A 12896-nucleotide genomic window follows, 5' to 3' on the forward strand; every position below is an offset into this window, starting at 1 on the left:
CCGCGTCCCGCGCCGGCTTCTAACCATTGGCGATAAGCCGAAGACTGTTCAGAATTTGTTCAAAACCACCTTTAACCCGTCATCCGGAGCGGGTATTATGCCCACCCTTTTTTGCAGTCCCGATCGACCTAACAAGCAGGCTCCAGGCAGGGAATCTTCATGTCAGCGGTACGCATCGGCCCCTACACCTTATCGAATCGTCTGATTCTCGCGCCCATGGCCGGCGTGACCGATCAGCCGTTCCGCCAGCTCTGCCGACGCTTCGGCGCGGGCATGGTGGTCTCGGAAATGCTCACCAGCGACGTGCGCCTGTGGAACAGCCGCAAGTCGCGCCTGCGCATGCCGCATGCCGATGAGCCGGAGCCGCGCTCGGTGCAGATCGCTGGCGGTGATCCGCAGATGCTTGCCGAGGCGGCACGGCGCAACGTCGAGCTGGGCGCACAGATCATCGATATCAACATGGGCTGCCCGGCCAAGAAGGTTTGCAACAAGGCCGCCGGCTCCGCGTTGATGCGCGACGAGCGGCTGGTCGGGCAGATCCTCGACGCCGTGGTCGCCGCCGTCGACGTGCCCGTGACCCTGAAGATCCGCACCGGCTGGGACCGCCAGAACCGCAACGGTTCGACGATCGCGCGGATCGCCGAGCAGAGTGGAATCGCCGCGCTGGCCGTGCATGGCCGTACGCGCGCCGATCTCTACACCGGCGAAGCCGAATACGACACCATCGCGACGATCAAGCAGCAGGTAACCATTCCGGTTTTCGCCAATGGCGATATCGACTCGCCACACAAGGCGCGCCAAGTGCTGCAGGCGACCGGCGCCGATGCCCTGCTGATCGGCCGGGCGGCGCAGGGCCGGCCGTGGATCTTCCGCGAGATCGAGCATTTCCTCGACACCGGAGAGCTACTGGCCCAACCATCCTCCGACGCCATCGAAGCCACCGTGCTGCAGCATCTGGACGCTCTGCACGCCTTCTACGGCGATGTCATGGGTGCGCGCATCGCCCGCAAGCACGTCGGCTGGTATCTGCAAACACTGCCGGGCGCCCGGGAATTCCGCGCCCGGTTCAATCACCTGGAAGACAGGGCGGCACAGGCTGCCAGCGTTCGGGCGTTCTTCGCCGAGCAACGATCAAGGCCCGATTCGGGGGATGGACAGGGGGTGGCCGCATGACGCTGTTGAACGAAACCTTGCTAACTGGAACCGCATCCGTGAGCGACAACGTGAACCTGAAGCAGCACCTCAACACGCCGAGCGAAGCGGGGCATACCCTTCGCGGCAGCGTGGAGAAGGCGCTGCACAACTATTTTGCCCGTCTCGAGGGTGCCGACGTCACGGACGTCTACAACCTGGTGCTCTCGGAAGTCGAGGCGCCGTTGCTGGAAACCGTGATGAATTACGTCAAGGGCAACCAGACCAAGGCCTCCGAGCTGCTGGGTCTGAACCGCGGCACCCTGCGCAAGAAACTCAAGCAGTACGACTTGCTGTAACCGATTCGCTGGATGAAGGGCGCCGCGCCGGCGCCCTTTTTCTTTCAATTCTGTCCTGATGGAATCCGAGATGACCGACCAGACCACCCGCCTTCCCGTCCGCCGCGCGCTGATCAGCGTGTCCGACAAGACCGGCGTCGTCGACTTCGCCCGTGAACTCGCCGCCCTCGGTGTCGAGATCCTCTCCACCGGCGGCACGTTCAAGCTGCTGCGCGAAAACGGCGTCGATGCCGTGGAAGTCGCCGACTACACCGGCTTCCCGGAAATGATGGACGGTCGGGTGAAGACCCTGCACCCGAAGATTCACGGCGGCATCCTCGGCCGGCGCGACCTCGACGGCGCGGTGATGGCCGAGCACGGCATCGCGCCGATCGACTTGGTGGCAGTCAATCTCTACCCGTTCGCCGCCACCGTGGCCAAGCCCGGCTGCACGCTGCCGGATGCCATCGAGAACATCGACATCGGCGGCCCGACGATGGTCCGCAGCGCGGCGAAGAACCATAAGGACGTTGCCATCGTGGTCAACGCCGACGACTACGCCGCGGTGATCGACAACCTGAAGAACGGCGGCCTGACCTACGCCCAGCGCTTCGACCTGGCGCTCAAGGCCTTCGAGCACACCGCGGCCTATGACGGCATGATCGCCAACTACCTCGGCGGCATCGACCAGAACGCGCAAACCCTCAGCACCGAGGGCCGCAGCCTGTTCCCGCGCACCTACAGCATGCAGTTCATCAAGGCGCAGGACATGCGCTATGGCGAGAATCCGCACCAGCAGGCCGCCTTCTACGTCGAGAAGCCGGACGAGGCCTGCGTCGCCACCGCCACCCAGCTGCAGGGCAAGGAACTGTCGTTCAACAACGTGGCCGACACCGATGCCGCGCTGGAATGCGTGAAGAGTTTCGTCAAACCGGCCTGTGTGATCGTCAAGCATGCCAATCCGTGCGGCGTCGCCGTGGTACCGGAAGACGAGGGCGGCATCCGCAAGGCCTACGATCTGGCCTATGCCACCGACAGCGAATCGGCGTTCGGCGGCATCATCGCCTTCAACCGCGAGCTGGACGGCGAAACCGCCCGCGCCATCGTCGAGCGCCAGTTCGTCGAGGTGATCATCGCCCCCCGCATCTCCGCCGAAGCGCGCGCCGTAGTCGCTGCCAAGGCCAACATCCGCCTGCTCGAATGCGGCCACTGGCCAGCCGAGCGGACCCCGGGTTGGGACTACAAGCGCGTCAATGGCGGCCTGCTGATCCAGAGCCGCGACATCGGCATGATCACCACCGATGACCTGAAAGTGGTCACCAAACGCGCGCCCACGGAGCAGGAAATCCATGACTTGGTGTTCGCCTGGAAGGTGGCCAAGTTCGTCAAGTCCAACGCCATCGTTTACGCCAAGAACCGCCAGACCGTCGGCGTCGGCGCCGGTCAGATGAGCCGCGTCAACTCCGCGCGCATCGCCGCGATCAAGGCCGAGCACGCCGGCCTGCAGGTGCAGGGCGCGGTCATGGCCTCCGATGCGTTCTTCCCCTTCCGCGACGGCATCGACAACGCCGCCAAGGCCGGCATCAGCGCCGTCATCCAGCCCGGCGGCTCGATGCGTGACGAAGAGGTCATCGCCGCGGCCGACGAAGCCGGTATCGCGATGGTCTTCACTGGCATGCGCCACTTCCGCCATTGATCCGCTGGTGGATGGCTTGGGCCATCCACCCTACCCCGAACGCCAGACATCGTAAGGGTGGATAACGCTTTGTTTATCCACCAAGCGGGCCGCAGGCCCGCTCCCAACGGGAGAGAGAAATGAACGTTTTGATCATCGGCAGCGGCGGTCGTGAACACGCCCTGGCCTGGAAGGTCGCGCAGGACACACGCGTCGAGAAAGTCTTCGTCGCCCCCGGCAACGCCGGCACCGCCACCGAAGCCAAGTGCGAGAACGTCGCCATCGACGTGCTGGATATCGAGGCGCTGGCCGACTTCGCCGCGAAGAATGTGCAACTGACCATCGTCGGCCCGGAAGCGCCGCTGGTGAAGGGCGTGGTCGACCTGTTCCGCGCGCGCGGCCTGGACATCTTCGGCCCGACCGCCGCCGCCGCGCAGCTGGAAGGCTCCAAGGCGTTCACCAAGGACTTCCTCGCCCGTCACAAGATTCCCACCGCCGACTACCAGAACTTCACCGAAGTGGAACCGGCGCTAGCCTACCTGCGTGAGAAAGGCGCGCCGATCGTCATCAAGGCCGACGGCCTGGCCGCCGGCAAGGGCGTGATCGTCGCCATGACCCTCGAAGAAGCCGAGGACGCCGTGCGCGACATGCTCTCCGGCAATGCCTTCGGTGACGCCGGCTCGCGGGTGGTCATCGAGGAGTTTCTCGATGGCGAGGAGGCCAGCTTCATCGTCATGGTCGACGGCGAGCACGTCCTGCCGATGGCCACCAGCCAGGACCACAAGCGCGTCGGCGACGGCGACAGCGGTCCGAACACCGGCGGCATGGGCGCCTACTCTCCGGCCCCGGTGGTCACCGCCGAGGTGCACCAGCGCGTGATGGACGAGGTGATCTACCCGACCGTGCGCGGCATGGCGGCCGAAGGCAACGTCTACACCGGCTTCCTCTACGCCGGCCTGATGATCGACAAGAGCGGCGCCCCCAAGGTCATCGAGTTCAACTGCCGCTTCGGCGATCCGGAAACCCAGCCGATCATGGTGCGTCTGGAGTCCTCGCTGGTGCTGCTGGTCGAGGCCGCGCTGGCCAAGGCACTGAACAAGGTCGAGGCGACCTGGGATCCGCGTCCCACCGTGGGCGTAGTGCTGGCGGCTGGTGGCTACCCGGGCGACTACGCCAAGGGTGACGTCATCGAAGGCCTAGCCGATGCCGCGCAACTGGACGGCAAGGTGTTCCACGCCGGCACCGCGCTGAACGCCCAAGGCCAGGTAGTCACCGCCGGCGGTCGCGTGTTGTGCGCTACTGCCATCGGCCGCACGGTATCCGATGCCCAGCAGCAAGCCTACCGCCTGGCTGAGAAGATCCGCTGGAACGGCATGTTCCACCGGCATGACATCGGCTACCGCGCTATCGCGCGTGAACGAGGCGAAGGCTGAGCAACCGCTTACCGGAAAACACGCACGGAGCCCGGATTTCCGCGCTCCGTGCGATTACAGCCGATCGGCGGCATGGCTATAATCCGCCGTCACACACATGAAGGGACTTCACCCGTGGGTCGGCTTCGGATCGTCATCGCGTTCATCTTTAGCCTGCTCCTGACTGCGCTGACCCCGCTCTCGGCACACGCGCTCCCATCCCCTTCCACGACAGTCGATTCCACCGCGCAACCCTCCAACTGGCGCCTGCTGGTTGACCAGTCCGGCCGGCTGACGCTCAACGAAGTGCTGGCGCAGCGCCCGCTGTTCCAACGCTTGGAAAAACTCGCGTACGCCGGCCCGGCCAGCGACGATGCCATCTGGCTACAGGTCAGTCTGTCACCCTACACGCAGCCGCACTGGCTCTGGCTGTTTGCGCCACGGGTGCAGTATCTCGATTACTACCTGCTGCGCGATGGCGTGCTGGAGCAACACATCGCCACCGGCGAACTGCGGCCGATGACCTCGCGTCCGTTGCCGGAGCGTGCCTACGTCTTCTCGCTACCCAACGACGATCACCCGCGCGAAGCGTATATCCGCCTGCAGTCCAGCCACCCGGTCATGTCCTGGTTCAGGATTCTCGACGAGGCCGGTCTGGTGGCACAGGCACAGCCGGCCTATCTGTTCGGCGCGCTGTTCGGCGCGCTGGCGCTGCTCACGGTGTACAACCTGCTGCGTTTCGCCTACACCCGCAGTTACAGCCACATCTGGCTGAGTCTGCTGCACGCCGCCCTGCTCGGCTGCGCCGTGGCCAACCTTGGCCTACTCGCGGTATGGCTACCGCAACTGATCTACAGCCAGCCGCTGATCGCCGACGTGTGCGCGCTGATCGCCTGCCTGGCATTGCTGGGGTTCACGCTGGGCTTCTTCGGTCGCCAGCGGCGCAACTGGATCAACTGGCTGCTCGGCATGCAGATCAACCTGATGCTCCTCCTCGCTGGCGCCGTTACGCTGACGCAGTCGCTATGGCACAGCGGCGTCATCTACGCCTGCGTCCTGCTGGCGGCGCTCAGCACCCTGGCGGTGGCGACCTACCACTGGCGGCAGGGTTACCAGCCGGCCCGGCTGGTGGTTGGCGGTCTGCTGCTGTTCAATGCCGGTTTCATCTTCTTCATTCCCGCCTTGCTGGGCTTCGACCAGCTCGACCCGGGCTGGCTTACCGGCGGGCTGTTCAGCCTGACCACCCTCAGCGGGCTGATGCTCAGCTTCGCGCTGCTCGAACGGCAGCGGCAGGTGCAGGCCGACAGCCGTACCGAACACACCGCCGCGGCGGTGATCAGCGCCGAACTCAAGACCAAGGCCGATTTCCTCGCCAAGGTCAGCCACGAGATTCGCACGCCGATGAATGGCGTGCTCGGCATGAGCGAACTGTTGCTGGGCACCTCCCTGTCGGCCAAGCAGCGCGACTACGTGCAGACGATTCACAGCTCGGGCAATGAGCTGCTCAACCTGATCAACGAGATTCTCGACATTTCCAAGCTGGAGTCGGGGCAGATCGAACTGGACGACGTACAGTTCGATCTGCATGCGCTGCTCGAGGACTGCCTGAACATCTACCGCGCCAAAGCCGAACAGCAGAAGGTCGAGCTCATCAGCCTGGTCCAGCCACAACTGCCGCCGGTGCTCGCCGGCGACCCCACGCGTCTGCGCCAAGCCCTGCTCAACCTGCTGGAAAACGCCTTCAAACAGACCGACGAAGGCGAGGTACTGCTGATCGCCGCCATCGAGGAAACTGCCGAGCGACCACGCCTGCGCATTACCGTCCAGGATAGCGGCCGCCCGCTGGAAGCCTACGAGCGCGATGCCCTGCTCAACGCCGCGCTGGACAGCCAGGACTTTCTGGCGGCGACGCGTCACGGCGGACGCCTGGGTCTGATCATCGCGCGCCAGCTGGTGCAGCTGATGGATGGTGAGCTGGGCGTGCAGACCGGCACCGACCGCGGCAACATCCTGTGGATCAGCCTGCCGCTGGCCAACGAAGGGCTCGCACCGGCCGATTCGGCCCTCGACAGCGCGCTGCAGGGGACGCGCCTGCTGGTGGTCGACGACAACGACACCTGCCGTAAGGTGCTGGTCCAGCAATGCAGCAGCTGGGGACTGGAGGTCAGCGCCGTGGCCTCGGGCAAGGAGGCGCTCGCCCTGCTGCGCACCAAGACGCACCTGAAGGAATATTTCGACGTCGTGCTGCTCGACCAGGACATGCCGGGCATGACCGGCATGCAGCTCGCCACGCGCATCAAGGAAGATTTCAGCCTCAACCATGACATTCTGCTGATCATGCTGACCGGCATGAGCAGCGCGCCGAGCAAGGTCATTGCGCGTAATGCCGGAATCAAGCGCATCCTCGCCAAACCGGTGGCCGGATACACGCTCAAGACCACCCTGGCCGACGAGCTGGCCCAGCGCGACCAGCGCCGCGAGCGAAGTGCCGCCGTCTCGCCGCCGCCCGGAATCGCACCGCTGCAGGTGCCGGATGACTTCCACATTCTCGTCGCCGAGGACAACAGCATCTCCACCAAGGTCATCCGCGGCATGCTCAACAAGCTGCATTTGCAACCGGACACGGCCAGCAATGGCGAAGAGGCGTTGCGCGCGATCCAGTCCCACCCCTACGACCTGGTATTGATGGACTGCGAAATGCCGGTGCTCGATGGCTTCGAAGCCACCCGTCAGTTGCGCCTGTGGGAAGCCGCTCACGATCGCCCGCGTACGCCAGTGGTAGCGCTCACCGCGCATATTCTCAGCGAGCACCGTGAGCGCGCACGTGAGGCCGGCATGGACGGGCACATGGCCAAGCCGGTGGAGCTGTCGCAGCTGCGCGAGTTGATCGAACACTGGATACATATCAAGGCGGCGGGCTCGCTGGCCGAGTAATCTCGCCGCCCGGAGCATTCGCTCATCGCTGTACCCCCTGTCTGCGCCCGTACGTCATCGATCCGGGACGAGGCACTGAACAAAAGCGTCTGCCCGCTGCCGATTAAGCAGTACTGGTGAAAGTCGGCGAAGACATGTAATGCTCTGCGCCCCCCGCCGGGGGTACTCACCACCTGGGCTCGACCCGTCCTGACCGCACCGGCGAAGTAAGGAGCCGAGCGATGATGAAAAAAAGCGATGCCGCCTGGACCCTGTTCGGGCTCGTGGCGGTACTGCTATCGGGCTACCTGCTGTATCACGAAGTCCGCACCATTTCCTTGGACGAGCTCGGCAACAGCCTGCTGGCCATCGGCAAGATGCACTGGCTGCTGGCCGGCGCCGCAACCCTGGGCGCATATGTGGCGCTGGCCTGGTACGACCGCATCGCGATGGCGCATCTGGGCAAACGCATTTCCTGGTGGTTCATCACCCTCTGTTCCTTCACCACCTACGCGCTGGCTCACAACATCGGCGCCTCGGTATTTTCCGGCGCGGTGGTGCGCTACCGCGCGTATCGCAGCAAGGGCCTGACACCACAGGAGATCGGTATTCTCATCGTCTTCTGCTCACTGACCTTTGCGCTCGGCACGCTGCTGGCCTGCGGAGGCGTGCTGCTCGTGCGGCCGGGCGTGCTGGACCGCATCGTCGAAGTTTCGCCGTGGGTCGCGCGCGGACTAGGCGCCCTGCTGCTGGCACTGGTGGGACTCTACGTGTTCGGCTCCTGGCGCCAGCTGGCGCCGTGGCGGCTGGGTAAGTGGCATATCGAATACCCGCGGCTGAAGGTGGTGATACGGCAGCTGATGGCCGGGCCCATGGAGCTGCTGTGCGCGGCGGCAATCATCTATTTCGCCTTGCCGGCCGCCAACAATCCCGGCTATCTGACGATTCTCGGAGTCTTTCTGGCGTCCTTCTCGCTGGCGCTGCTGTCCCACGCGCCCGGCGGGCTTGGCGTGCTCGAAGTGACCTTTCTCGCGGCGCTGCCAGAGGTGCCCACGGCCGACGTACTCGCCGCGCTGATCGTCTTTCGCGGCTTCTACCTGCTGCTGCCGTTTGCCCTGGCGATCCTCGTGGTGCTGGGATTCGAGGCCGGCCAGTGGTCGGCACGCCGCCGCAGCACTTAACCGTCGGCGCAACATTCACTGGCGAAGCTGCACGCCTCGGGCGATCATGCGGCCCTTTCAGCAAGCTGCATCGAAGACATGACCGATACCCTGCACCACGCCGAACACAAGCCGCGTCCGCTGGTCGACCTGGCAATCAGCATCGTGATTCCTTCGCTGATCCTGATGAAGCTCAGCGGCGAGCAGCGCCTGGGCGCCGATGGCGCGCTGCTGCTGGCGCTGGCCTTTCCGCTGGGCTGGGGGCTGTGGGAGCTGGCGCGCTATCGCAAGTTCAACTGGATCGCCCTGCTCGGTTTGGTCAGCGTGCTGCTCACCGGGGGCATCGGCCTGCTGCAGCTGGACACGCAATGGCTGGCGATCAAGGAAGCGGCGGTGCCGGGCATCATCGGCCTCGTCGTACTGGCCTCGACCCGCACCTCCTACCCGCTGATCCGCACGATGCTCTACAACCCCAAGGTGCTCAATGTCGAGAAAATCCACGAGCAGCTGGAGCGCAACGGCCAGACCGCGCATTTCGAGGCACGACTGCTGCGGGCGACCTACCTGCTCAGTGGCACCTTCTTTTTCTCGTCATTCATGAATTACGTGCTGGCCAAATGGATCGTCAACAGCCCGGCCGGGAGCGAGGCCTTCAATGCCGAACTGGGGCGCATGACGCTGCTGAGCTATCCGATGATCGCCATCCCTAGCATGGTGATGATGATGGCGATCTTCTTCTACCTGTGGCGCACCATCCACGGCCTGACCGGGCTGCGTCTGGAAGACATCATCGCGACGCCCCACGAGCGCCGCCCGGAAAAGTGAGGCTGACGGCGTGACTCCGTCAGAACACCAGCTTGAACAGGCCGATCACCACGATCAGGCCGATGATGAAAATGATTCCCGCCGTACCACCGATGAATTTCAACATGCCGTACCTCCGCTTATCGGGTGTCTGTAATTTTGTGACACCCGTGCGTCTGGCATGTTCGCAGCACTCCGCTCGCTGGTAGCGCGGCCCTCTGTCAGACAGCTGCCGGGCGCCGCTCCTGCCGCGCCAGCTCGGCCAGCACCTCGGCGAGGTCGGCATGCCAGTCGTGTGCGGTCAGGCCGAACGTCGCCTCGAAGCGGCTGCAATCGAGCACGGACCAGGCCGGGCGCCGTGCCGGCGTCGGGTATTGCGCCGTGGAGATCGGCGAAAGCCGCGGCACGCGCGCGAGCAGCCCGAGATCGTGCGCCTGGCGGAAGATTTCGCCGGCAAATTCGTACCAGGAGCAGCGCGGCTGCCCGCTGTAGTGATAGAGCCCCCACGCCAGCGTTCCCTGACGCGCGTAACGGCTGGCCAGCTCCAGCAGCACATCGGCAATACGACCGGCCTGTGTCGGACAGCCGACCTGATCGCTGACCACTCCGAGGGCATCACGCTGGCGCGCCAGGCGCAGCATGGTCTTGACGAAATTATTCCCGTGCACGCCGTAGACCCAGCTGGTGCGCAGGATGAGATGCGCCGGCAGACGTTGGGCGATGGCCTGCTCGCCGGCCAGCTTGCTCGCGCCATACACACCGCCGGGGGCGGTGCGATCGGCTTCGCGATAAGGCACGTGCGCATCGCCGGCGAACACGTAGTCGGTCGACAGGTGCAACAGCGGGATGCCCGCCTGGGCCGCCGCCGCCGCCAGATTGGCACAGCCGTCCCGGTTGACCGCGTAGGCCTGCTCGGCGTGGCTCTCGGCGTTGTCGACATGGGTATAGGCAGCGGTATTGATGATCAGCCCCGGCCGTTGCAGCCCTATCTCGCGCGCAATCTGGTCGGCACAGGAGATATCCAGCTGCTGACGCGTACGGCCCAGAGCCACCAGACCGAAGCCGCTGGCGCGATCGACCACTTCATGGCCAACCTGACCGCCAGCACCGCATACAAGGATTCGCATTGTTTCTTCGCCTCATGGGGACGGCCGCAACGAGCAGGTCATCCGTACCGAATTCAAAGGGCGAGCCCATCGCCCACCGCGAAGCTCGTGTTCGCGCCATAGGGAAAAGGGACGCGCGCCGAGCTCACCGCAAACCTGGCTCAACACACCGAACCAGAGCATTCACCGGCTCTTGCGCCGGGCCACGTTGAGGCCAATCGAATCGACCTTTGTTCCGTGGCGGACGCATCCTGCTACAAGTTTTCGCCTAGCAGCCGACGAACGCGAGCTGAAACGCCGTTCATGCCAGTACCACGCCAGCATCGAGCAGCACGGGCAGCGGTCGCTCCAGCCGCAACTCCTCGGGCGACAGCCGCGCCGCGTAGGCCAGCACCTGCACACCGGCGTCATGCGCCGCGCGCAGGGCGTCCGCATACAGCGGATCGATCTCGCGAGCAGGCCGCACTGCCTCGATATCGGACAGGTTCACGCAGTACAGCTGCACCGCGCGTATGCCGGCGCGCGCCAGCGCCGTCAGTTCGCGCAGATGCCGCGCCCCGCGCGTGGTGACTGCATCGGGAAACGCCGCCACCGCGCTGTCGGCGAACCCCAGGGTGACACTCTTGACCTCGACATACGCCGGCCCGTCGGCATAGTCGAGGCGAAAGTCCACGCGACTACCCTCCACCCCGTAGGCCACCTCGCGCCTGAGCCCGCGGAAACCGGCCAGCTCGCCGATCACCCCGTTCAGCAGCGCTTCCTCCACCAGCGCGTTGGCCCGCGCAGTATTCACGCAGGCCAACCGCCCCTGTGGGGTTTCCACCAGCTCCCAGGTGCCGGGCAGCTTGCGCCGGGAATCCTGGCTGCGCTGGAACCACACCCGTGCGCCCTCGCCCTTGCAGTTGAGCATCGAGCCGGTGTTGGGGCAGTGGATACACAGCTCCTCACCGGCATCGGTGACGATATCGGCGAGAAAACGTTTGTAGCGGCGAACCAGCCGGCCCGCCTCCAGCGGGCTGGAAAAGCGCATCAGCCCTGCCAGCTCTGCAGCCCGCGCGCGATCCGCGCCACCGCCTGTTCCAGCCGGGGCAGGTCCTGGGTATAGGCGAAGCGCACATGATGGCCGGCCTGATGGCGGCCGAAATCCAGCCCGGGAGTGATCGCGACGAACTCGCGCTCCAGCATGTGCTGGCAGAACGCATAGGCATCGCCGCCGAACGCACTGATATCGGCATACAGATAGAAGGCGCCCTCCGGCTCCACGGCAATGCGGAAGCCAAGCTCGCGCAGCGCCGGCAGGAGGAAGTCGCGCCGGCGAGCGAACTCCGCGCGCCGCGCCTCGAGAATCTCCAGCGTCGCCGGTTCGAAACAGGCCAGCGCGGCATGCTGGGCCATGCTCGGCGCGCTGATGTAGAGGTTCTGCGCCAGCTTTTCCAGCTCTGCCACCGCACCCGGTGGCGCCACCAACCAGCCGAGTCGCCAGCCGGTCATGCCGAAGTACTTGGAGAAGCTGTTGAGCACGAAGGCCTCGTCATCGACCTCCAGCACGCTGGCGGCGTCCACGCCATAGGTCAGGCCGTGGTAGATCTCGTCGACAACCAGATGTCCGCCATGCGCCTTCAGTGCGGCCGACAGCGCGGCCAGCTCGTCACGCCCCAGCAGCGTGCCGGTTGGATTGGCCGGCGAGGCGACCAGCGCGCCGACGCTCTGCTTGTCCCAGTAGCGCTCGACCAGCTCCGGCGTGAGCTGGTAACGCACCTCGGGGCCGACGGGCACCAGCTGCGCCGCGCCTTCGACCAGCCGCAGGAAATGCCGGTTGCATGGATAGCCGGGGTCGGCCAGCAGCCAGTGCTTGCCGGGATCGACCAGCAGACTGGCGGCCAGCAGCAGCGCACCGGAGCCGCCGGGAGTAATCAGAATGCGTTCGGGGTCAATAGACAGTCCGTAGCGGCTGGCGTAGAAACCGGCTATCGCCTCACGCAACGCCGGCAACCCGCGCGCCGCAGTATAGCGGGTATGTCCGGCGGCCAGCGCAGCCTGGCCGGCGGCGACGATAGGGGCGGCAGTGGTGAAGTCCGGCTCACCGATTTCCAGGTGGATGACGTCACGGCCCAGTGCCTGCAGCTGATTGGCCCGCTCCAGCAGGGCCATGACGTGAAAAGGTTCGATTGCGCGGCTGCGCGCACTGTAAGAAGCGGTCATCTGACCTACCTGTAGAGGACGAAACGTGGATTCTACCCAAGGTCCCGGGAACGCTGTAGCCACCGGCGGGTACGGGAGTAGCGCACCCCGATCCGATCTGGTAAGTTCGCCCGCTTGCAGCCGCAGGGCCGGCACGGGCCGGCAGGGACATATCA

The 12896-nt window shown here is 65.2% G+C and carries 10 protein-coding genes; 7 read left to right on the forward strand and 3 right to left on the reverse strand.

The features are described 5' to 3' along the window. The first annotated feature begins 159 nt into the window (after nt 1-159). The 7 genes from dusB (at nt 160) to HU825_RS01490 (ending at nt 9454) form a co-directional block, all read left to right on the forward strand. Nucleotides 160-1173, forward strand: coding sequence for a tRNA dihydrouridine synthase DusB (dusB, locus tag HU825_RS01460; RefSeq protein ID WP_043298128.1), 1014 nt, complete (start codon nt 160-162; stop codon nt 1171-1173). Continuing rightward, the gene (gene fis / locus HU825_RS01465; protein ID WP_043298129.1) at nt 1170-1490 is read left to right on the forward strand and encodes a DNA-binding transcriptional regulator Fis; all 321 of its coding nucleotides are present in this window, start codon (nt 1170-1172) and stop codon (nt 1488-1490) included. The genes dusB and fis overlap by 4 nt, the downstream gene beginning before the upstream one ends. Nucleotides 1491-1560: 70 nt before the next feature. Continuing rightward, nucleotides 1561-3165 (forward strand): bifunctional phosphoribosylaminoimidazolecarboxamide formyltransferase/IMP cyclohydrolase, encoded by a 1605-nt coding sequence (gene purH, locus HU825_RS01470; RefSeq protein ID WP_234302768.1) that lies wholly within the window; start codon nt 1561-1563, stop codon nt 3163-3165. Nucleotides 3166-3284: 119 nt separating this feature from the next. Beyond that, nucleotides 3285-4577 carry a phosphoribosylamine--glycine ligase gene (purD, locus tag HU825_RS01475; RefSeq protein ID WP_234302769.1) on the forward strand — a complete coding sequence of 431 codons (1293 nt, stop codon included), beginning with the start codon at nt 3285-3287 and terminating at the stop codon, nt 4575-4577. Nucleotides 4578-4691: 114 nt separating this feature from the next. Continuing rightward, nucleotides 4692-7490: a hybrid sensor histidine kinase/response regulator gene (locus HU825_RS01480; protein ID WP_234302770.1), complete on the forward strand. Its 2799-nt coding sequence runs from the start codon at nt 4692-4694 to the stop codon at nt 7488-7490. Nucleotides 7491-7711: 221 nt separating this feature from the next. Continuing rightward, nucleotides 7712-8650, forward strand: a complete 939-nt coding sequence (locus HU825_RS01485) for a lysylphosphatidylglycerol synthase transmembrane domain-containing protein (protein ID WP_054095256.1) — start codon at nt 7712-7714, stop codon at nt 8648-8650. A gap of 78 nt (nt 8651-8728) precedes the next feature. Next, nucleotides 8729-9454 carry a VC0807 family protein gene (locus tag HU825_RS01490; RefSeq protein ID WP_054095257.1) on the forward strand — a complete coding sequence of 242 codons (726 nt, stop codon included), beginning with the start codon at nt 8729-8731 and terminating at the stop codon, nt 9452-9454. Nucleotides 9455-9654: 200 nt separating this feature from the next. Here HU825_RS01490 and rfbD read toward each other — a convergent pair whose 3' ends face one another. The 3 genes from rfbD to HU825_RS01505 form a co-directional block, all read right to left on the reverse strand. Continuing rightward, nucleotides 9655-10560 (reverse strand): dTDP-4-dehydrorhamnose reductase, encoded by a 906-nt coding sequence (rfbD, locus tag HU825_RS01495; protein WP_077681969.1) that lies wholly within the window; start codon nt 10558-10560, stop codon nt 9655-9657. A gap of 280 nt (nt 10561-10840) precedes the next feature. Next, nucleotides 10841-11569, reverse strand: coding sequence for a DNA/RNA nuclease SfsA (sfsA, locus tag HU825_RS01500; RefSeq protein ID WP_054095259.1), 729 nt, complete (start codon nt 11567-11569; stop codon nt 10841-10843). After that, nucleotides 11569-12741 (reverse strand): pyridoxal phosphate-dependent aminotransferase, encoded by a 1173-nt coding sequence (locus tag HU825_RS01505; RefSeq protein ID WP_054095260.1) that lies wholly within the window; start codon nt 12739-12741, stop codon nt 11569-11571. The genes sfsA and HU825_RS01505 overlap by 1 nt, the downstream gene beginning before the upstream one ends. Between the last annotated feature and the right edge of the window lie 155 nt (nt 12742-12896).

It is taken from the genome of Pseudomonas phenolilytica (assembly GCF_021432765.1).
Lineage (GTDB): Bacteria > Pseudomonadota > Gammaproteobacteria > Pseudomonadales > Pseudomonadaceae > Stutzerimonas > Stutzerimonas phenolilytica.